The sequence below is a fragment of the Pseudomonas sp. xss_2 genome, assembly GCF_043104195.1.
Classification (GTDB): Bacteria; Pseudomonadota; Gammaproteobacteria; order Pseudomonadales; family Pseudomonadaceae; genus Aquipseudomonas; species Aquipseudomonas urmiensis.
On sequence record NZ_JBICKL010000041.1, the window covers coordinates 73,880 to 94,681 of the forward strand.

General features: G+C 63.6%; 14 protein-coding genes. 13 read left to right on the forward strand and 1 reads right to left on the reverse strand.

All coding sequences use genetic code 11. The features are described from left to right. Nucleotides 1-29: 29 nt before the first annotated feature. Nucleotides 30-1,415 carry a type VI secretion system-associated FHA domain protein TagH gene (gene tagH / locus ACF8K2_RS06490; protein ID WP_392463982.1) on the reverse strand — a complete coding sequence of 462 codons (1,386 nt, stop codon included), beginning with the start codon at nucleotides 1,413-1,415 and terminating at the stop codon, nucleotides 30-32. Nucleotides 1,416-1,811: 396 nt separating this feature from the next. On the opposite strand from tagH, the gene tssA reads away from it, so the two are divergent. The 13 genes from tssA (at nucleotide 1,812) to ACF8K2_RS06555 (ending at nucleotide 20,784) form a co-directional block, all read left to right on the forward strand. Then, a complete protein-coding gene (gene tssA, locus ACF8K2_RS06495) occupies nucleotides 1,812-2,849 on the forward strand; it encodes a type VI secretion system protein TssA (protein WP_392463984.1) in 1,038 nt (345 codons plus the stop codon). 72 nt (nucleotides 2,850-2,921) lie between these two features. Then, a complete protein-coding gene (gene tssB / locus ACF8K2_RS06500) occupies nucleotides 2,922-3,437 on the forward strand; it encodes a type VI secretion system contractile sheath small subunit (RefSeq protein ID WP_186552833.1) in 516 nt (171 codons plus the stop codon). 11 nt (nucleotides 3,438-3,448) lie between these two features. Continuing rightward, nucleotides 3,449-4,942, forward strand: a complete 1,494-nt coding sequence (gene tssC, locus ACF8K2_RS06505; protein WP_186552834.1) for a type VI secretion system contractile sheath large subunit — start codon at nucleotides 3,449-3,451, stop codon at nucleotides 4,940-4,942. Between the two features lie 65 nt (nucleotides 4,943-5,007). Continuing rightward, the gene (locus ACF8K2_RS06510) at nucleotides 5,008-5,496 is read left to right on the forward strand and encodes a type VI secretion system tube protein Hcp (protein WP_186552835.1); all 489 of its coding nucleotides are present in this window, start codon (nucleotides 5,008-5,010) and stop codon (nucleotides 5,494-5,496) included. Nucleotides 5,497-5,619: 123 nt separating this feature from the next. Continuing rightward, complete coding sequence (gene tssE, locus ACF8K2_RS06515) at nucleotides 5,620-6,135, forward strand: type VI secretion system baseplate subunit TssE (protein ID WP_186552836.1); 516 nt, start codon at nucleotides 5,620-5,622, stop codon at nucleotides 6,133-6,135. Next, complete coding sequence (gene tssF, locus ACF8K2_RS06520; RefSeq protein WP_186552837.1) at nucleotides 6,132-7,994, forward strand: type VI secretion system baseplate subunit TssF; 1,863 nt, start codon at nucleotides 6,132-6,134, stop codon at nucleotides 7,992-7,994. The genes tssE and tssF overlap by 4 nt, the downstream gene beginning before the upstream one ends. Further along, the gene (gene tssG, locus ACF8K2_RS06525; RefSeq protein WP_264235233.1) at nucleotides 7,958-9,010 is read left to right on the forward strand and encodes a type VI secretion system baseplate subunit TssG; all 1,053 of its coding nucleotides are present in this window, start codon (nucleotides 7,958-7,960) and stop codon (nucleotides 9,008-9,010) included. Before tssF ends, tssG begins: the two co-directional genes overlap by 37 nt. Next, on the forward strand, nucleotides 9,003-11,678 hold the full coding sequence (tssH, locus tag ACF8K2_RS06530; RefSeq protein WP_392463988.1) for a type VI secretion system ATPase TssH: 2,676 nt from the start codon (nucleotides 9,003-9,005) through the stop codon (nucleotides 11,676-11,678). Before tssG ends, tssH begins: the two co-directional genes overlap by 8 nt. 11 nt (nucleotides 11,679-11,689) lie before the next feature. Continuing rightward, nucleotides 11,690-13,627, forward strand: coding sequence for a type VI secretion system tip protein VgrG (locus ACF8K2_RS06535; RefSeq protein WP_392463989.1), 1,938 nt, complete (start codon nucleotides 11,690-11,692; stop codon nucleotides 13,625-13,627). An 11-nt stretch (nucleotides 13,628-13,638) separates the two neighbouring features. Beyond that, nucleotides 13,639-14,070 carry a DcrB-related protein gene (locus ACF8K2_RS06540; RefSeq protein ID WP_392463990.1) on the forward strand — a complete coding sequence of 144 codons (432 nt, stop codon included), beginning with the start codon at nucleotides 13,639-13,641 and terminating at the stop codon, nucleotides 14,068-14,070. 9 nt (nucleotides 14,071-14,079) lie between these two features. Then, entirely contained in the window at nucleotides 14,080-18,507 is a 4,428-nt protein-coding gene (locus ACF8K2_RS06545) for an RHS repeat-associated core domain-containing protein (protein ID WP_392463992.1), read from the forward strand. A gap of 1 nt (nucleotide 18,508) precedes the next feature. Then, nucleotides 18,509-18,940, forward strand: coding sequence for a hypothetical protein (locus tag ACF8K2_RS06550; RefSeq protein WP_392463993.1), 432 nt, complete (start codon nucleotides 18,509-18,511; stop codon nucleotides 18,938-18,940). Nucleotides 18,941-19,113: 173 nt separating this feature from the next. After that, nucleotides 19,114-20,784 (forward strand): FMN-binding glutamate synthase family protein, encoded by a 1,671-nt coding sequence (locus ACF8K2_RS06555; RefSeq protein ID WP_186552844.1) that lies wholly within the window; start codon nucleotides 19,114-19,116, stop codon nucleotides 20,782-20,784. Nucleotides 20,785-20,802 lie beyond the last annotated feature (18 nt).

Genomic DNA, 20,802 nt, shown 5'->3' on the forward strand with positions numbered 1-20,802 from the left:
GGTGTTCTTCCTGTCCTGCTGCGTGTGCCTCAGGAGCGTTGCAAGCGAGCGCTGTGAGCCTCGTAGGCGCGGCTGAACTCGCGGCCGAACAAGTCTTGGAAATCGTCCTCGGCCTCGCGCGAAATCTGCCCGTAAAGTTCGGTGAACTGCTGCCAGCAATGGGCTTGGCGCGAGCCACCGAACAGCTTGGCCAAGCCTGCGGCGGGGGCTAGACGCGCCTCCAGGCGAGCAGGTTCGAAGCGCGTCAGCAGGTGCTTGATCGCGGCTTCCACGCCAGCCATCACGGCCAACTGATGGGCGCGCAGGTCATCGAAGCTGTCGCGTACCGCCTGGTCCGGAGCGAGAAACGCCTGATTGCCATGACGCAGCAGCAACAGCAGGGCTTCGTCAGCGTTGGGGGCGAACTTCAGGGGGTTGTTCTGCACCGGGGCGATGGAGGTCTGTTGCATGCGGAACTCACCCTTGAGGCTGCTGCGTGCACGCAATACGTCGATCAGCCCTTCGACCATCAGCCGGTAGCTGCGGCCGATAGCTTCCATCTGCGCCGTGGCGTCACCGCCATCGATACGCAGATGCTCGATGCCCGCACCACGCAGGAAGGCCTGCAGCAGCGCATCGCCATCGACCGCCTGTGCCGCTGCACGCGGCACAGGCTCAGGTGCCTGCTGGGGCAGCTCTGGTGGCACAGGCGCAGTAGTTTGCGCTGGCGCCAGCGGCGCAGCGGCCGGGGCAGGCGGCACAGCTTGCGCCAGTGCAGCAGCCGGCGGCAGGTCATCGAGCAGGTGCCAGTCCGCTGGAATCACCCCTGGCCCAGCAGGTGCGGGCGCAGCCTCTGCTGGCGCGGGTGGCGCCACCGGCGTGGGTGGACGGAAATCGTGTTGCTGGGCTGGCAGGTGATCGGCTTGACTGGCCGCAGGCACGGAAGATGGGCCGAGAAAGTCGAACAGATCCGGCAGGGTGTCGTGGCTCGACGCCCCCTGCAAGAACGCCGCAGGTGCCGGGGCAATCGGTGAGCTGGAGGCACTCGCCTGATTGGCCATCAACGCTTCGAAGCTCTGCGCTTGCGGCTGTCCGCCATCACCCAGGGAAAAGCCCGCATCGACCCGCGCCTGGATCTCGTAATCGCCAATCCGAATAACTTCGCCATCCATCAATGGCTCACTGTTGCCGCGGCGCAGGCGAATCCCGGCGTGAACTAACTCCACACCGTTTGTACTGTTATCGGTCAGATAGTATCGGCCATCCCTGAATTGGATGACGCAATGTTGTGAAGATACCAAGCGTTCAGGATCGGGCAGTACCCAGTCATTATCAGGGCCACGACCAATAGTGATGGCACTACTTTCCACGACCTTCTCCGAGCATTGTCCCGGGGTGATCTTGTGGTAACTAGTAATTGTTAGGCAAAGTGCCACCACGCCTCCTGCATATATTGCAACGCTCGATTCCATTCATTTGAGTGTTTCAGCACAATCGTCCAAAAAACTCAGTAAACCCATTGAATTTCCTGGGTATTCTTGCGGTTCTTTGCGCTTGGATCGTGAATTCTAACCACACGAAACTCGCACTTTGCTGGCAGTCGACCAATGGCGCTCAACACCTGCCAACTCGATCACACCCCCACTCGAGGGCGGCTAGCTTACCTTGACAGCAATTTGGAAATAAACCATAAATGCGCAACTTGAGAGTGCCAAAGTGATATCACTGTGATGTCAACTTCGCATTCTTTGACAAGTTTGTGCGCCAGTTCACATAACGCAACTCGCGCCAATCAAGCCCCCACCACGGGCCGATATGGAGATCGAATTCTGGTGAACTCGCCGTTGCTGCTCGCCGCTGTTTGCGCAGACTTTCCTTGCGGCGAAGACCTCGAATACGACCCGGACTTCCTGCAACTGGAGCGCGATGCCCAGGGCCGGCCCGAGCGTGTCATGGGCGATGCCATCCAGCCTGCCGAGCCACCACAGTGGCGTGCTATCGAAGCGTCTTGCAGCGCGTTGCTGCAACGCAGCAAAGACCTGCGCATCACCCATTTTTTGCTGCAGGCCAACCTCGCCCTGCACGGCTTGCCAGGCCTGGCCGCCAGCCTCGAACTGATCCGCGACTTGCTCGATGAGTACTGGCTGCACGTGCACCCGCAGCTCGATGCCTCCGACGACAACGACCCTACCGTGCGCATCAACGCCCTCGCCGGGCTGACCTGCGATGCCAACATTGCCCTGCTGCGCGAGGCCGTGCTGGCCCGCTCGCGCGCCTTTGGCCCGGTGAGCCTGCGCGCGGCACTCAATGCCGCCGGTGTACAGCACTTCGCCAGCGAGCAGCTGAGCGTCGAAGAACTGGCCGCGGCCCTGCGCGACGCCGATCCCGAACAACTGGCCCAGACCCGCCAGGCCCTGGCCGCAGCCCGCGAAGCCTGCGAGGCCATCGAGCGGCGCGTCAGCGATCAGGTCGGTTCGGCCAGCGGGGTCGACCTCAGCGCCCTCAAGCAGCCACTGCGCCAGGCGCAGCAAGTGCTTGGCGATTACGCGCCAGGCGGCGAACTGCCATTGGGCGAAGCCCAGAGTGGCGCTGACGACAGCCCTGGCAGCGACCAGCAAAACGCCGCGCAGCCTGCGCAAAGCCTGCGCCCTTCAGCTCGCCCCGGTGAGGTCAGCAGCCGCGAAGAGGTGCTGCAAAGCCTGGACCGCCTGCTCCAGTACTACGCCCGTCACGAGCCGTCGAGCCCGTTGCCGGTGCTGCTGCGCCGGGCCAAGAACCTGGTCAATGCCGACTTCGCGACCATCGTCCGCGACCTGATCCCGGACGGTCTCTCGCAATTTGAAAACCTGCGCGGTCCCGAGGCCGACTGAGCTCCCACGCGCACCGCTTAACCGACGCCCGCAACAGACGAAGCCGCCGCACCGGCGACCAGGAGGAACAACGTGGCGAACACCAGCTCCCAGAAATTCATCGCACGCAACCGTGCGCCGCGGGTGCAGATCGAATACGACGTCGAGCTGTATGGCGCCGAGAAGAAAGTCCAATTGCCGTTCGTCATGGGCGTGCTCTCGGATCTTGCCGGCAAACCCGCCGAGCCGCTGCCGGCTGTGGCCGAGCGCAAGTTCCTGGAGATCGACGTCGACAACTTCGACTCGCGCCTCAAGGCCATGCAGCCACGGGTAGCGTTCAACGTGCCCAACGAGCTGACCGGTGAAGGCAACCTGAGCCTGGATATCACCTTCGAGAGCATGGACGACTTCAGCCCTGCGGCCGTGGCGCGCAAGATCGACGCGCTCAACCAGCTGCTCGAAGCGCGCACCCAGCTGGCCAACCTGCTGACCTACATGGACGGCAAGACCGGCGCCGAGGACATCATCCTCAAAGCGATCAAAGACCCTGCCCTGCTGCAGGCCCTGGCCAGCGCGCCAAAGCCTGCCGACGTTGACCCAAGCGCCTGAGGAGACCGCCCATGAACGATCCATTGCGCGACACCCAGTCGCAACCGGCCACCACCCAGGAGCCGAGTGAATTCGCAGCGCTGCTGCTGCAAGAGTTCAAGCCCAAGACCGAGCGCGCCAAGGAAGCCGTCGAGAGCGCCGTGCGCACCCTCGCCGAACAAGCCCTGGCACAGACCAACCTGGTCTCCAACGATGCCATCGGCTCGATCGAGCAGATCATCGCCGCCATCGACGCCAAGCTCACCGCCCAGGTCAACCAGGTCATCCATCACCCCGACTTCCAGCAGCTGGAAAGCGCCTGGCGTGGCCTGCACTACCTGGTCAACAACACCGAGAGCGACGAGCAGCTGAAGATCCGCGTGCTCAACATCTCCAAGAACGACCTGCACAAGACCCTGAAGAAATTCAAGGGCACCGCCTGGGACCAGAGCCCGGTGTTCAAGAAGCTCTACGAAGAAGAGTACGGTCAGTTCGGCGGCGAGCCTTATGGCTGCCTGGTCGGCGACTACTACTTCGACCAGTCGCCACCGGATGTCGAGCTGCTCGGCGAGATGTCCAAGGTGTGCGCCTCGATGCACGCGCCGTTCATTTCCGCCGCCTCGCCGACGGTGATGGGCATGGGTTCGTGGCAAGAGCTGTCCAACCCACGTGACCTGACCAAGATCTTCACCACCCCGGAATACGCCGGCTGGCGCTCGCTGCGTGAATCGGAAGACTCGCGCTACATCGGCCTGACCATGCCGCGCTTCCTCGCACGCCTGCCATACGGGGCCAAGACCGATCCGGTGGAAGCCTTCGCCTTCGAAGAAGACACCGACGGCGCCGACAGCAGCAAGTACACCTGGGCCAACGCGGCCTACGCGATGGCGGTCAACATCAACCGTTCGTTCAAGTACTACGGTTGGTGCTCGCGCATCCGTGGCGTTGAATCGGGCGGCGAGGTACAGGGCCTGCCGGCGCACACCTTCCCCACCGATGACGGTGGCGTGGACATGAAGTGCCCGACCGAAATCGCCATTTCCGACCGCCGCGAGGCAGAGCTGGCGAAAAACGGCTTCATGCCGCTGCTGCACAAAAAGAACACTGACTTCGCCGCGTTCATCGGCGCCCAGTCGCTGCAAAAGCCGGCCGAATACGACGATCCGGACGCCACCGCCAACGCCAACCTGGCTGCGCGCCTGCCGTACCTGTTCGCCACCTGCCGTTTCGCCCATTACCTCAAGTGCATCGTTCGCGACAAGATTGGCTCGTTCAAGGAAAAGGACGAGATGCAGCGCTGGCTGCAGGACTGGATCCTCAACTACGTCGACGGCGATCCGGCGCACTCCACCGAGACCACCAAGGCCCAGCACCCACTGGCGGCTGCCGAAGTGGTGGTCGAGGAAGTCGAGGGCAACCCGGGTTACTACAACTCGCGCTTCTACCTACGCCCGCACTACCAGCTCGAAGGGCTGACCGTGTCGCTGCGCCTGGTTTCCAAGCTGCCATCGGCCAAGAGCGCCTAAACCCCGCTAAGGGCGGCACCGCCGCCCTCTAGCACTGCCAAACGACGCGACATTCCGGAGACATCATGGCTGTAGATATTTTCATCAAGATCGGCGACATCAAGGGCGAGTCCATGGACAAGGCCCACAAGGACGAGATCGACGTGCTCAACTGGAGCTGGGGCATGTCCCAGTCCGGCAACATGCACATGGGCGGTGGCGGCGGTGCCGGCAAGGTCAATATCCAGGACCTGTCGATCACCAAGTACGTCGACAAATCCAGCCCGAACCTGATGGCCCACTGCTCCAGCGGCAAGCACATCGACAAGGTCAAGCTGACCGTGCGTAAAGCCGGCGGCGAAAGCCAGGTCGAGTACCTGATCATCAACCTTGAAGAAGTGCTGATCAGCTCGCTGAGCACCGGCGGCTCGGGCAGCGATGATCGCCTGACCGAAAACGTCACCCTGAACTTCGCCAAGGTCACCGTCGACTACCAACCGCAGAAGGCCGATGGTTCCAAGGAAGGCGGGCCGATCAAGTACGGCTGGAACGTGCGCTCCAACGTCAAGATCTGATCTGGGCGTCGGCCTTTTCGCGGGCAAGCCCGCTCCCACAATGGCCATCGGTTGCCCCTGTGGGAGCGGGCTTGCTCGCGAAGCAGGCGACGCGGTCCCGAATTGTTCCAGCGGAGTTTTTCCGTGGTAGCCAACATCGCCGCCCGCGACCTTCTGCAACCCTCGTTACTGGATCGTCTGACCGACGACGAGCCCGGCAACCTGCAGGAAGCCGCCGACAAACGCGTGCTGTCCTTGCAACAGCTCAAGGCCTCGGTGCTGCGCGACCTGACCTGGCTGCTCAACACCACTTCGCTGCTCGACACCCAGGCGACCCTGAACACACCAGCCGGCGCCTCGGTGATCAACTACGGCCTGCCCGCCTTGGCCGGCAACAGTGCCTCGAATATCGACCTGTCCGCCCTGGAGCGCATCATCCACCAGGCCATCGCCACCTACGAACCACGCATTCTTGCCCACACCTTGAAAGTGCGGGCCCAGGCGGCACCTGGCGAGATGAACGCCAACGCCCTGAGCTTCGAGATCGAAGGCGACCTGTGGGCGCAACCGGCCGCCCTGCCCTTGCTGCTGCAGACTGACCTGGACCTGGAGTCGGGCCATGTGCGCGTGGCCCCCGCCGACCGCCGGAGACGTGCATGAACCCGCGCCTGCTCGAGCTGTACAACCAGGAGCTGCAGCACATCCGCGAAAGCGCGGCAGAGTTCGCCCAGGAATACCCAAAGATCGCCGGGCGCCTGACCCTGTCCGGCATCGACTGCGCCGACCCGTATGTCGAGCGGTTGCTGGAAGGTTTTGCCTACCTGACTGCGCGGGTGCAGTTGAAGCTCGACGCCGAATACCCGACCTTCACCCACAACCTGCTGGAAATCGCCTACCCGCACTACCTGGCGCCGACGCCGTCGATGACTGTGGTGCAGATGCAGACCGACCCCGACGAAGGCTCGCTCAGCGCCGGTTTCCAGCTGCCGCGGGGCAGCGTGCTGCGCGCCAACCTTGGCCGCGATACGCAAACACCCTGTGAGTTTCGCAGCACCCAGGACGTCACCCTGTGGCCCCTGCAAGTGGCCCGCGCCGAGTACTTCGGCAACCCCGGCGCGGTGCTCGGCAGGCTTGCCAGCAGCGAGCCCAAGGCCCGCGCCGGGCTGCGCCTGACCCTGCGCAGCGGCGCTGAAGTGCCGTTCGCCAGCCTGCCATTGAAGCACCTGCCGCTGTACCTCAACGGCGCCGACGAAACGCCGTTTCGTCTTTACGAGCAACTGCTGGGCAATGCCTGCGCGGTGTTCGTTCGCCAGCCAGGGGCTGACTGGGTCGAGCGCATCCCCGTCGAGCAAGCCTTGCTACCCTGCGGCTTCGATGACCAGGAGGCGGCGCTGCCGGTGGTGCCCCAGGCGTTTCAGGGCTACCGCTTGTTGCAAGAATACTTCGCCCTGCCACAGCGCTTTCTGTTCGTCGATTTCGCCGGCCTGGAGCGCGCGGTCAAACGCTGCAGCGGCCAAGAGCTGGAGCTGCTGATCTTGTTCGAGCGCTTTGACCAGAGCCTGGAAAGCAGCGTCACGGCCAACCAGTTCGTGCCCTTCTGTACCCCGGCGATCAACCTGTTCCCGCGTCGAGTCGACCGTATTCACCTGAGCGACAAGGTCAACGAACACCATGTGATTGCCGACCGCACCCGGCCAACCGATTTCGAGATCCACTCGCTGCAACGGGTTACCGGCCATGGCACCGGCGCTGATCAAGAATTCCTGCCGTTCTACGCCGTACGCGATCCGTCGCGCTATGGCCGCGAGCAGTCCTATTACATCGTGCGCCGTGAGCCGCGCGTGCTGTCCAGCGAACAGCGGCGCAATGGCACCCGTTCGAGCTACATGGGCAGCGAGACCTTCGTCAGCCTGGTCGACGGCCAACAGGCGCCCTATCGCCACGACCTGCGCCAGCTGGGCATCAGCGCGCTGTGCAGTAACCGCGACCTGCCGCTGTTCATGAACATCGGCGACGGTCGTAGCGACTTCAGCCTGGCCGACAGCGCCCCGGTGTCGGCCGTGCGCTGCCTGGCCGGGCCGAGCCGCCCGCGCGCCAGCCACGCCCACGACAACCGCGCCTGGCGGCTGATCAGCCAGCTGTCGCTGAACTACCTGTCGCTGACCGAGCAAGGTCAGGGCGCAGCGGCCCTGCGCGAGTTGCTCCGGCTGTATGGCGACAGCCAGGACAGCGCGCTGCAATTGCAGATCGACGGCCTGCGCGAGGTCAGCAGCAAAGCCTGCACCCGGCGCCTGCCGATGCCCGGGCCGATCGTTTTCGGTCGTGGCCTGGAGATTACCCTGGCGTTCGACGAGAACGCCTTCCGCGGCACCGGGGTGTTTCTGCTCGGCGCGGTGTTCGAACGTTTCCTCACCCGTTACGTGTCCATCAACAGCTTCACCGAAACCGTGCTGCGCACCACTGAGCGCGGCGAGATCATGCGATGGAAAGCCAAGCCCGGACGCCGACCGACCCTGTGAACACGCTCGAGGCCATGCAGGCCGAGCCCTGGGAGTACGATTTCTTCCAGGCCCTGCGCCGGCTCGAAGCAGAACACCCCGACCTGCCGCGCTTCGGCCATTCGCTGCGCCTGGCCGATGAGCCGGTGCGCCTTGGCCAGCGCCTGGACTGCGCGTTCGCCCCGGCAACCCTGGCCTCGGTAAGCCCAGCTGAAGAACAGCGGCCTGCGCGCCTCGAGCAGTTCTTCTTCGGCCTCGGCGGCCCCAACGGGCCACTGCCGCTGCACCTCACCGAGCACATGCGCGAACGCCAGCGCAATCACGCCGACCATACCAGCAAGCGCTTCCTGGATATTTTCCACCACCGCTTGCTGAGCCTGTTCTACCGGGCCTGGGCCGAGGCGCGGCCAACGGTCAGCCACGACCGCCCGGGGGATGACTACTGGGCCGCGCGCCTGGCCGCCCTGAGCGGCCGTGGCCTGCCGGCCCTGCAAGGCCAGGGGCCGTTGGCCGATACCGCCAAGCTGCATTTCTCCGGCCACCTGGCCGCGCAAACCCGCTACCCCGATGGCCTGTGCAGCATCCTGGCCAGTTACTTCGGCGTGCCGGTGAAACTTGAAGAGTACGTCGGCCAATGGCTTGAGCTGCCCGAGCGCAGCCAGCTTGGCGTGCGCGCCAATCGCCTGGGGGTGGATCTGTGCCTGGGCCGCTACGTCTGGGACCGCCAGCACAAGTTCCGCCTGTGCCTGGGCCCGCTGACCCTCGACCAGTACCACGCCCTGCTGCCCGGCGGCAGCGCATTCATCGAACTGGCCGCCTGGGTCGCTGAGTACCAGGGTCACGAGCTGGACTGGGATTTGAACCTGATTCTGCAACGCGAGCAGGTCCCCGCCCTGCAACTCAATGCAGGCCAACGCCTGGGCTTCGATACCTGGCTCGGCCAGCCAGCACGCGATGCCAACGATCTCAAGCTAGCCCGGTATTACGCCGAGCAGCCACTCACACCACCGGGTACAAGGAGTCAGCAACATGGGTGAAATCAGCCGCGCCGCGCTGTTCGGCAAACTCAACAGCGTCGCCTACAAGGCGATCGAAGCCGCCACCGTGTTCTGCAAGCTGCGGGGTAATCCGTACGTGGAACTGGCGCACTGGCTGCACCAGTTTCTGCAACTCCAGGACTCGGACCTGCACCGCATCGTACGCCAGTGCAACATCGAACCTGCGCGCCTGGCGCGGGATTTGACCGACGCGCTGGACCGCCTGCCACGCGGCTCGACCTCGATCACCGACCTGTCATCGCAAGTCGAGGAAGCGGTCGAGCGCGGCTGGGTCTACGGCAGCCTGATGTTCGGCCAAAGCCAGGTGCGAACCGGCTACCTGTTGCTGGGTATCCTCAAGACACCAAGCCTGCGCAACGCCCTGCTGGGGCTGTCCAGCGAGTTCGCCAAGATCAAGGTCGAGGCTTTGAGCGAGCGTTTCGATGAGTATGTCGGCGACTCGCCCGAAAACAACCTGGGTGCCAGCGACGGCTTCACTGCCGCCGCTCCCGGCGAGGCCAGCGGCGCTGTAGCGCCCGCGGCAATGGGCAAGCAGGAAGCGCTCAAGCGCTTTACCGTCGACCTCACCGAGCAGGCCCGCAGCGGCAAGCTCGACCCTATCGTCGGCCGCGACGAAGAGATTCGCCAACTGGTCGACATCCTCATGCGCCGCCGGCAGAACAACCCGATCCTCACCGGTGAGGCTGGGGTTGGCAAAACGGCGGTGGTCGAAGGTTTCGCCCTGCGCATCGTGGCTGGCGACGTACCGCCAGCGCTCAAGGACGTCGAGCTGCGCAGCCTGGATGTTGGCCTGCTGCAGGCCGGCGCGAGCATGAAAGGCGAGTTCGAACAGCGCCTGCGCCAGGTGATCGAGGATGTCCAGGCCTCGCCCAAGCCGATCATCCTGTTCATCGATGAAGCGCACACCTTGGTCGGCGCAGGCGGCGCAGCCGGTACCGGGGATGCGGCCAACCTGCTCAAACCGGCACTGGCGCGCGGCAGCCTGCGCACCGTGGCCGCGACCACCTGGGCCGAGTACAAGAAGCACATCGAGAAAGACCCGGCCCTGACCCGCCGCTTCCAGGTAGTGCAAGTGGCCGAGCCGAGTGAAGACAAGGCGCTGCTGATGATGCGCGGCGTTGCCTCGACCATGGAAAAACATCATCAGGTGCAAATCCTCGACGAAGCCCTGGAGGCCGCGGTCAAGCTGTCGCACCGCTACATCCCGGCGCGTCAGTTGCCCGACAAGTCGGTCAGCCTGCTCGACACTGCCTGCGCACGCGTGGCGATCAGCTTGCATGCGGTCCCGGCCGAGGTCGACGACAGCCGCCGACGCATCGAGGCCCTGCAGGTAGAGCTGCAGATCATCGCCCGCGAAAGCGCCATCGGCGTCGACACTGCCCAGCGCCAGACCAAGGTCGAGGCCAGCCTGAGCGAAGAGCGCCAGCGCCTCACCGAGCTGGAAAGCCGTTGGACCGAAGAAAAAGCCCTGGTCGATGAGCTGCTGGCCACTCGCGCGCAATTGCGCGAACACGTCGGCGTGGTCGATCAGGAGATCGACGTTCAGGGCAGCCATGCCCTGCGCGAGCAATTGATCGACCTGCAACAGCGCCTGAGCGCGCTGCAAGGCGAGTCACCGCTGATTCTGCCAACCGTGGACTACCAAGCGGTGGCTTCGGTGGTCGCGGACTGGACCGGCATTCCGGTCGGACGCATGGCGCGCAACGAAATCGAGACGGTGCTCAACCTCGACAGCCACCTGGCCAAGCGCATCATCGGCCAGGACCACGCCCTGCAAATGATCGCCAAGCGTATCCAGACCTCGCGCGCAGGCTTGGACAACCCGAACAAGCCGATTGGCGTGTTCATGCTCGCCGGCACCTCTGGGGTAGGCAAGACCGAGACCGCCCTGGCCCTGGCCGAAGCGCTGTATGGCGGGGAGCAGAACCTGATCACCATCAACATGAGCGAGTTCCAGGAAGCCCACACCGTGTCGACCCTCAAGGGCGCGCCACCCGGCTATGTCGGCTACGGCGAAGGCGGGGTACTGACCGAGGCGGTGCGTCGTCGGCCGTACAGCGTGGTGCTGCTCGACGAGGTGGAAAAGGCCCACCCGGATGTGCACGAGATTTTCTTCCAGGTGTTCGACAAGGGCGTCATGGAGGATGGCGAAGGTCGCCAGATCGATTTTCGCAATACCCTGATCCTGCTCACCACCAACGCCGGCACCGAGCTGATCGCCAGCACCTGCAACGACCCGCAAGCGCTGCCCGATCCCGAGTCGGTCGCCAGCTCGTTGCGCAAGCCGTTGCTGGAAATCTTCCCGCCGGCGCTGCTCGGCCGGTTGGTGACCATCCCTTACTACCCGCTCAGCGACGCCATGCTCAAGGCCATCACTCGCCTGCAACTGGAGCGCATCCGCAAGCGCGTGGAGAACACCCACAAAGTCGGCTTCGCCTACGACGAAGGCGTGGTCGAGCTGATCGTCTCGCGCTGCACCGAGAGCGAAAGCGGCGGACGCATGATCGACGCGATCTTGACCAATGGCCTGCTGCCGGACATGAGCCGCGAGTTCCTCACGCGCCTGCTGGAGGGCAAGCCGCTGGCCAGCGTCAGCATCAGCCGCCGCGACAATGACCTGCACTACGACTTCAGCGCCGCCAGCTGACAGGACCTTTCATGCTGTTCAAGCAACTCACGCGCCTGGCGCAGATCAACAGCCCCCTGGGCCCGGACGTGCTGCTGCTCAGCGAGATGGGCGGCAGCGAAGAACTCGGCCGCCTGTTCGACTATGAGCTGCAACTGACCAGCGACGATCCGGCGATCGACCTCAACCAACTGCTCGGCAAGCCGATGAGCCTGTCGTTGCAGCTGAGCCTGGGTGGCTCGCGCTATTTCCATGGCATCGTCGCGCGCTGCAGCCAGTCGGTCGACCGTGGCCAGTTCGCCAGCTATCGGGTGACCCTGCGCCCGTGGCTGTGGCTGCTGACGCGCACCAGCGACTGCCGGATCTTCCAGCACCTGAGCGCGCCGCAGATCATCAAGCAGGTGTTCCGCGACCTGGGTTTCTCCGATTTCGAGGACGCCCTGAGCCGCAGCTATCGCGAACGCGAATACTGCGTGCAGTACCGCGAGACCAGCTTCGAGTTCGTCAGCCGGCTGATGGAGGAAGAAGGCATCTACTACTTCTTCCGCCACGAACAAGAGCGCCACGTACTGGTGCTGGCCGACGCCTACGGCGCCCACCACAAGGCGCCGGGCTACGAGTCGGTGCCCTTCTATCCCCCGGATGGACAGCACCGCGAACGCGACCATATCAATGACTGGCACCTTGCCCAGGAAGTGCAGCCAGGCTCGCTCGAGCTCAACGACTATGACTTCCAGCGCCCCAGCGCACGCATCGACGTACGCTCGGCGATGCCACGCCCGCACCAGGCCGGCGACTATCCGCTGTTCGACTACCCCGGCGCCTACGAACAGTCGCAGGACGGCGAGCACTATGCGCGCACCCGCCTGGAGTCGCTGCAAAGCCTGCACGAGCGGGTCGAGCTGCGCGGCAACGCCCGCGGCCTGGGTAGCGGCCATCTGTTCAGCCTCAGCGGCTTTACCCGCCAGGACCAGAACCGCGAGTACCTGATCGTCTCTGCCCGTTACTACGTGGTCCAGGAGCGCCTGGAGACCGGCGGGGGCAGCGGCTCGGCGCAGTTCGAAAGCAACCTCAGCTGCATCGCTGCGCAGCAGAGCTATCGGCCGGTTTCGAGCACCATGCGACCGATCGTCAAAGGTCCGCAGACCGCCGTGGTAGTAGGCCCCGCCGGCGAAGAGATCTGGACCGACCAGTACGGCCGGGTCAAGGTGCATTTCCACTGGGACCGCCATGACCAATCCAACGAAAACAGCTCCTGCTGGATTCGTGTGTCCCAGGCCTGGGCTGGCAAGAACTGGGGTTCGATGCAGATCCCACGAATTGGCCAGGAGGTGATCGTCAGTTTCCTCGAAGGCGACCCTGACCGACCGATCATTACCGGGCGCGTCTACAACGCTGAACAAACGGTGCCTTACGACCTGCCCGGCAATGCCACCCAGAGCGGCATGAAGAGCCGTTCGAGCAAGGGCGGCAGCCCGGCCAACTTCAATGAAATCCGCATGGAAGACAAGAAGGGGGCCGAGCAGCTGTACGTGCATGCCGAGCGCAACATGGACACCGTGGTCGAGCAGAGCGAGACCCTTTCGGTAGGCATCAACCGCACCCAGAGCGTCGGCATGCTGGAGACCATCACCATCGGCCAGGATCGCTTGCGCGCAGTGCGCCGCGACGAGGTCCTGCTGGTCGGCGCGAGCAAACGCGACAGCATCGGCAACAGCTACCTGCTGGAAGTGGGTGACAACCTGCGGCTGGTCTGCGGCAAGAGCGTGATCGAGCTCAATGCCAGTGGGCAGATCAACCTCAGCTGCGTGCAGTTCAGCTTCCACGCCAGCAAAGATGCCGAGATCAACACGGACGGCACCCTCGACCTGAACGTTGGCAGCGGTGCGCAAACCGCAGCGAATGAGCAAGGTGTGCAGAAAAAAATCCAGGACTCGGTCAAGGCCATGTTCCCCGACTCCAGCAAGTAACGAGATGCCCCATGAGCTACCGCCTCAACGAATTCCGCTTCGCCCTGCCTGACCCCACTGTGCAGGACTCCACGATCAATATCCTGCGCTTCGAGGCCTTGGGCACCTCCTTGATCGTCAGCCGTAGCCTGTTGGCCGAGGGCGAGACCCTGCAAAGCAACTTCGATGGCCAATTGCAGCGCCTGCAACAGCAGGTCAAGGACCTCAACTTCCAGCCCGCCCAGGCGGTGCGCGTGGGCGCCACAGGCATTGACGCGATCGAGCTGAGCAGCCAGTTCAGCAAGGGCCAGGAGAAGGTCTACCAGTACCAGCTGGCTTTTGTGCTGCCCGGCACTCGCCGGATGTTCGCGCTCAGCTACGTCAAGCCGCAGCCGCTGGGCGAAGTTGAGGCAGCGCATTGGCTGGCGATCAAACAATCGCTCGACTTCGACAACCTCGGCTGATCCCCTTCCATGTCTGACGCTCTGTGGGCGGCACGCGAAGGCGATGCCCTGTTGCACACCTCGATGATGGCCGACATCGTCGGCGGCGTGCTGGAAGTTGCTGCCACCGTGGCCATCGGCGCCCTGGCGACGGCAGCCGTCGCTGCGGCCCTGGGCATCACCGTAGCCACTGGCGGGCTGGGCTGCTTCGTGCTCGGCGCAGTGGTGGGCCTGGTGGTGGGTGTGGCCATGGCGGCGACCGGCGCCGACACTGGGCTCAGTCGATTATGTGAGGGTATCGGCAATTTTTTGTTTCCGCCCTCGGTGCAGGCGACCATCGCTTCAGGCTCCCCCGACACCAAGACCAACGGTAAACCGGCAGCCCGCGCAGCAGGTGTGGTTATCGCGCCCCCCGCGCCACTGGAAGGCGGCGCAGAGGGTACCGATGAGCCTGAGGAATCCTTCCTGGACATGGCCAAGGGGTTCTTCTCGCAGATGTGGCGCCCCACCGTCGCCAGCCCCGCCGCCAACACCCAGGAAGCCAACGACGACAAGGTCGTGTGCAGCAAGCACCCGCCGATGCCGCCGCAATACCTCGCCGAAGGTTCGAGCAAGGTATTGATCAATGGCCATCCGGCTGCGCGCAGTGGCGACCGCAGCACCTGTGAAGCGGTGATCGTCGACGGTGGGCTGGTGTCGAACAATGTGCGCATCGGCGGCGAGCCTATCGTGGTCCGCGAGATACGCAGCGGCAAGACGCCTGGGATCGGCCTGGCGATCACCGCCTTGATGCTTTTGCGCGGGCGCGGTGGCAAGTTCTACAGCCGGTTTGGCTGCATGCTGATCGGTGGCGTGAGCAGCTATGTCAGTGGCCAGGTCACCAGCGCCCTCACCTCTGCCATCGTCGGCTCGCCGAATCCGGTCCACGCGCCCACTGGCGCCAAGTTGCTCAACGGCGAGGAGGACCTGGACTTCAACCTGCCAGGCCCGATCCCGCTGCCCTGGCAGCGCTACTACAACAGCCGCGATGAACGCCGCGACGGGCTGTTTGGCCCCGGCTGGAGCGTGGCTTACGAAGTCTTCGTCGAGTTCAAGCGTGACGCGGGCACAGAACGCCTGCTGTTCACCGATGAGCAAGCCAGAGTCATCGACATGGGGCAGATTCCCAAGGGCGATGCGGTATTCAGTGCCAGTGAAGGCTTGAGCGTGCGTCACGCCCTCAATGGCGAACTGCTGATCGAAAGCCTGCAAGGGGTGTACCGGCTGTTCGAGCCTACGCCGGGCAACCCTGATCGCCTGCGCCTGAGCCAGCTGGGCGACCGCAACGACAACCGCCTCTACCTGGAATACGACGACCTCGGCCGTCTGGCACGCTTGCGCGACAGTAGCGGGCAGATCGAGATCCACTTGCGTTATTGCAGCCAGTGGCCCCAGCGGCTGCTCGCGGTTGATCGTCACTATCCTCAGGCAAATCAGCCCCAGCCCAGCCGGGAAACGCTGGTCAGCTACCGCTATGACGCCAACGGCAACCTGGCCCAGGTTGAAGACGCCCTGGCCCGCCCCACCCGACAGTTCGGCTACGATGGCGGCGCTCGCCTGACCCTGCACCAGACCTACGACGGCCTGCAGTGCTGCTATGAGTGGGCGAGTTTCGACGATGGTTGGCGGGTGGTCCGACACTGGACCAACGAAGGCGACGAGTATCGCTTCGAGTATGACCTTGGCGCGGGCATTACGCGTATCACCGATGGCCTGCAACGGGTCTCGACCCGTCGTTGGAACCCGCAGTATCAGGTCACCTCGTTCACCAATGCGCTGGGCGACACCTGGCACTTCGAGTGGAACGATGAGCGCCAACTGCTCGGCGCCCAGGCGCCCGATGGCGGCCAATGGCAGTACTTTTATGACGAGTCGGGCAACCTGGCCGAAAGCATCGACCCGCTTGGCCGCAGCGAGTCGTTTCAGTGGCTGGAGCACTGGGCCTTGCCGCGCGCGCGCACCGACAGGGCGGGCAATCGTTGGCAGTATCGCTATGACCCGCGTGGCAATCGCACCCGTGAGACCGACCCGCTGGGCCAGGTCACACGCTACCGCTACGACGCGCACGGCCAGGTCGTGGAAATCATCGATGCGGCAGGCAAGCACAAGCAACTGCACTGGAACCCACTGGGCCAACTCAAGCGCTATACCGACTGTTCTGCTGCAACAACCCGCTTCGACTACGATCACCGCGGCCACTTGCAGGCAGTGACCAATGCCTTGGGTGAATGCACCACCTATGAGCGGGATATCCGTGGCTACCTGACCGCCATCGTGCAACCTGACGGTCGTCGGGAGCACTTCGAGCACGACGCCCTGGGCCGGCTGGTGCGCTACAGCGATACAGGCGGGCAGACCAGCCTCTACAGTTTCAATCGGCAAGGCAAAGCCTGGAAAAGCATCGACCCACTCGGTCACCAGGTGGAGTATCGCTACGATCCCTACGGTCGCTTGAGTGCCCTGAGCAATGCCAACGGCGAGCACTATCGGTTCAGCTGGGACCCGCTCGATCGCTTGATTGACCAGCAAGAGCTGGACGGCGGCGGACGCCGCTACCGCTATGACGCCACGGACAACCTGATCGCGCTGGAGTTTTACCCCTCGCCCGCGTTCGCCGAGGCGAACCCAGCGGCAATCGTCCATCAGTACACCCGCGATGCCGTTGGGCGAATGGTCACCAAGACCACCGACGATGGTTTCACCGAGTATCGCTACGACGCGTTGGACCAACTGCTGGAAGTGCTCGGCACTGACCGCGACGGCAACACGCAACGGGTAGCGTTCGCCTATGACGCCTTGGGGCAAAACACCGAGGAGCACACTGCAGGCGGGGTACTGAGGCGGGTCTACGATGAACTGGGCAATCCCCTGCAAACCCAGTTGCCTGACGGCCGCTGGCTCAATCGGCATTTCTACGGCAATGGCCATCTGCACCACATCAACCTCGACGGCCTGTTGCTTTGCGACTTCGAACGCGACCGCCTGCATCGCGAGACCTTGCGCGTGCAAGGTCGCCTGGCGACGCAAAGCGAGTACGACCGCAGCGGGCGGCTGCACAGACGCCAATCTCGCCAGCTCGACCAAGCCTCCCAGCTGCTGGCGCCGTTCCAGGAGAGCTACCAGTGGAGCTTGGCCGATGATCTGGCGGGGCATTTCAGCCAGCAGCCCGGCCAACAGCATCAACAGTGGCTACGCCACGATGCGGCCGGCCGGATAATCGCCCGCCAGGATGCTCACGATGGCACCCATGAAGCCTTCGCCTACGATGCTGCCGCCAACCTGATAGACCCCGCGCAGGCGCCGGCCAAACCGGTTCGCCATAATCGCCTGAGCCACTACCAGGACAAACGCTACCGCTATGACGCCTTCGGCCGCTTGCTGGAAAAACGCAGCCGTCGCTGGGGCACGCAGCATTTTCACTATGACGCCGAGCACCGCCTGATACGGGTCGACAGCCATCAGGCAGGGCGCGAACGCGTGCTGCGCATGCGCTATGACCCGCTGGGACGCAGGCTGGAAAAAACCGAGTACGACGGCCAGGGTCGGCTGTTGAACCAGACCTGCTTCACCTGGGAGGGCCAGCGCTTGCTGAGCGAGCGACGCAATGGCCGCGCTAGCGTCTACGTCTATGCCAACGACGGCTTCGAGCCACTTGCGCGCATCGACGGCCAGGGCCAGACGCAGCAGGTCTGCCACTTCCACAACGACGTCAATGGCCTGCCGAACAAGCTGACCGACGACCAGGGTAAGCTGCTCTGGCAAGCAAGCTATCAGGTGTGGGGCAATACCCTGCGCGAGGAGCGCGAGGCGCGCTTCATCGACGAGCAGAATCTGCGCTTTCAGGGTCAGTACCTTGATCGCGAAACCGGCCTGCACTACAACCTGCACCGTTACTACGACCCCGATATCGGGCGCTTCACCCAACCGGACCCGATTGGCCTGTACGGTGGCCTGAACCTGTATGCCTATGGGCCCAACCCGTTCACCTGGATCGACCCGCTCGGCCTGGATGGCATCTTCACCCGAACGGTGTTCGAGGCGCCTTCTGGCAATGTGCATACGGTCTATCAGCAGGAGATCGACTGGGACTTGAAGGTCAAGACCAAGAATGGCGTGAAGACCAACATGCAACTGGTGCTGGAAGAAAATCGCAGCCCCATGATCGTCAAGAACGGCAAGTACCAAGTGGTGCACCTGCATCACTCGAAACAGGATGGGCTGGGGTCCTTGTTCGAACTTTCGGCGAAGACCCATAACCGCTTCCGCAAGAGCAATGCCCTGCATCCGCACTTGCCCAACGCTCACCCCCACAATCCGGTCAATCGGAGCGCTTTCGACATTGACCGTGATGCATACTGGAAACAACGCGCTAACGCGGCCATGAAGGCCCGTGGCAAACCAAACCGATGTGGAGCCTGACATGCTTTCCAAAAAACTGATCGACCATTGCAAAGCCAAGGGCTGGTGGTTCGATGATGCCTTCGAGGACTACCAGCAAGCCCTGAGCGACCTGGGTATCCCCATGGACTCCGATTTCGTCGAGTTCTTTTTGCATGTCGAGGATTCGCCTACCTTCCTTAGCCGCCACACCGAGATCTTCCAGGTAGGCTGGTTCCTGGTTAACTCCAGCTACGAAGACTCGATTGAAGCCGCACGGGATATGGGCCTGCCGGAGGAGTACCTGCCGCTGGATGATTTCCAGGCTGAGCACGGTTTCTTCTATAACACCCGCACTGGGGAAGTGCTGGAGCTGGAGGCAGGGCCGTTGCTGGTGGACTTCCTCGCCGGCAAGGTCAAGCCTCAATACCCAGATTTCAACGCCTTCCTCGAGTGGTACTTCGAGCTGGCGTGAACCTGTGCGAGCGGCCCGGGGCGATCCCGGGGCGCCAAGCGAGCACGGCGTTAGCCCAGGGCGACGATTGAACGCAAGTCGCGCGCGCGCAAGAGTCTTTTACCGAAACCCCTGGTTTTCCGCGCGCTTGCTTTGCCTATCCTAGGTCGGGTCATCCTGCCTGCGATGGACCCATGAAAGAGTCGCTCCCCAGCCGCTACGCCTGCCTGGCCGCCTGCCTGATCTTCACCTTTGCCAGTATCCCCTTGCTCGCCCAGCACAGCTGGCTGTGGCCGTTTTGCGTGATCACTGCCCTGCTCAGCCTGGTCGGCCTCAACGACCTGCGCCAGAGCCATCACGCGGTGCGGCGCAACTACCCGATCCTGGGCAACATCCGTTACCTGATCGAAACCATTCGCCCGGAAATCCGCCAGTACCTGATCGAAGGTGATGACGACAAGCTGCCGTTCTCCCGCGCGCAACGTTCACTGGTGTATGCCCGCGCCAAGAACGAGAGCGCCGAGAAAGCCTTTGGCACGCTCAATGACGTCTACAAGACCGGTTTCGAGTTCATCAGCCATTCGATGCTGCCGGTGCAAACGCCGGATCCGGCGTCGTTTCGCATCCGTATCGGCGGGCCGCAGTGCCTGCAACCCTATGCGGCATCGATCTTCAATATCTCGGCGATGAGCTTCGGCGCCCTTAGCGCCAACGCCATTGCTGCCCTGAACAAGGGCGCACGGCTGGGCCGCTTCGCCCATGACACCGGCGAAGGCAGTATCAGCCCCTACCATCGCGAGCACGGCGGCGACCTGATCTGGGAGATCGGCAGTGGCTACTTTGGCTGTCGCACCGACGAGGGCCGGTTCGATCCGCAGCGCTTTGCCGAGCAGGCGCGCGATGGGCAAGTGAAGATGATCGAGATCAAGCTCAGCCAAGGCGCCAAGCCTGGCCACGGCGGGATCTTGCCGGGGCATAAGGTCAGCCCGGAAATCGCCGCCACCCGTGGCGTGCGCGAGGGTGAGGACTGCATCTCGCCGGCCGCCCACAGCGCCTTCCGCACCCCGGTCGAGCTGCTGCGCTTCGTCGCGTTGCTGCGGGAACTGTCTGGCGGCAAGCCGGTGGGCTTCAAGTTTTGCCTGGGGCATCCGTGGGAGTTCATGGCCATCGCCAAGGCCATGCTGGCCACCGGCATTACCCCGGACTTCATTGTCGTCGACGGCAAGGAAGGCGGCACGGGCGCGGCGCCGCGGGAGTTTTCCGACAATATCGGCGTACCGCTGCGGGAGGGCTTGATGTTCGTGCACAACACCCTGGTCGGCTTGAACCTGCGTGATCGGGTACGCATTGGCGCAGCGGGCAAGCTGGTCAGCGCATTCGATATCGCCAGCGTATTGGCCATTGGCGCCGACTGGGTCAACTCGGCGCGCGGCTTCATGTTCGCCATTGGCTGCATTCAGTCGCAAAGTTGCCATACCAACAAATGCCCGACTGGCGTGGCGACCCAGGATCCTCTGCGCCAGCGTGCGCTAGTTGTGCCGGAGAAGGCCGAGCGCGTGGCCAGCTTCCATCGCAACACCTTGCATGCCCTGGCCGAGATGCTCGCCGCCGCAGGGTTGGAGCATCCCTCTGAGCTCAAGCCCAAGCACCTGGCGCGGCGTATCAGCCCCAGTGAAATTGGCCTGTTCTCGCAACTGCATACCTTCCTCAAGCCAGGCGAATTGCTCAGTGGCTCGATCGAAAGTGAGTTCTATGCACGGATGTGGCGGATGGCGCGCAGTGACAGCTTTGCGCCAGAGACGGGAGAGAGTGAAAAAGCGCCAGCCGTGGCTACGGTACGCCGCAAACAAACAGCCCCGGCATAGGCCGGGGCTGTTTGAGAC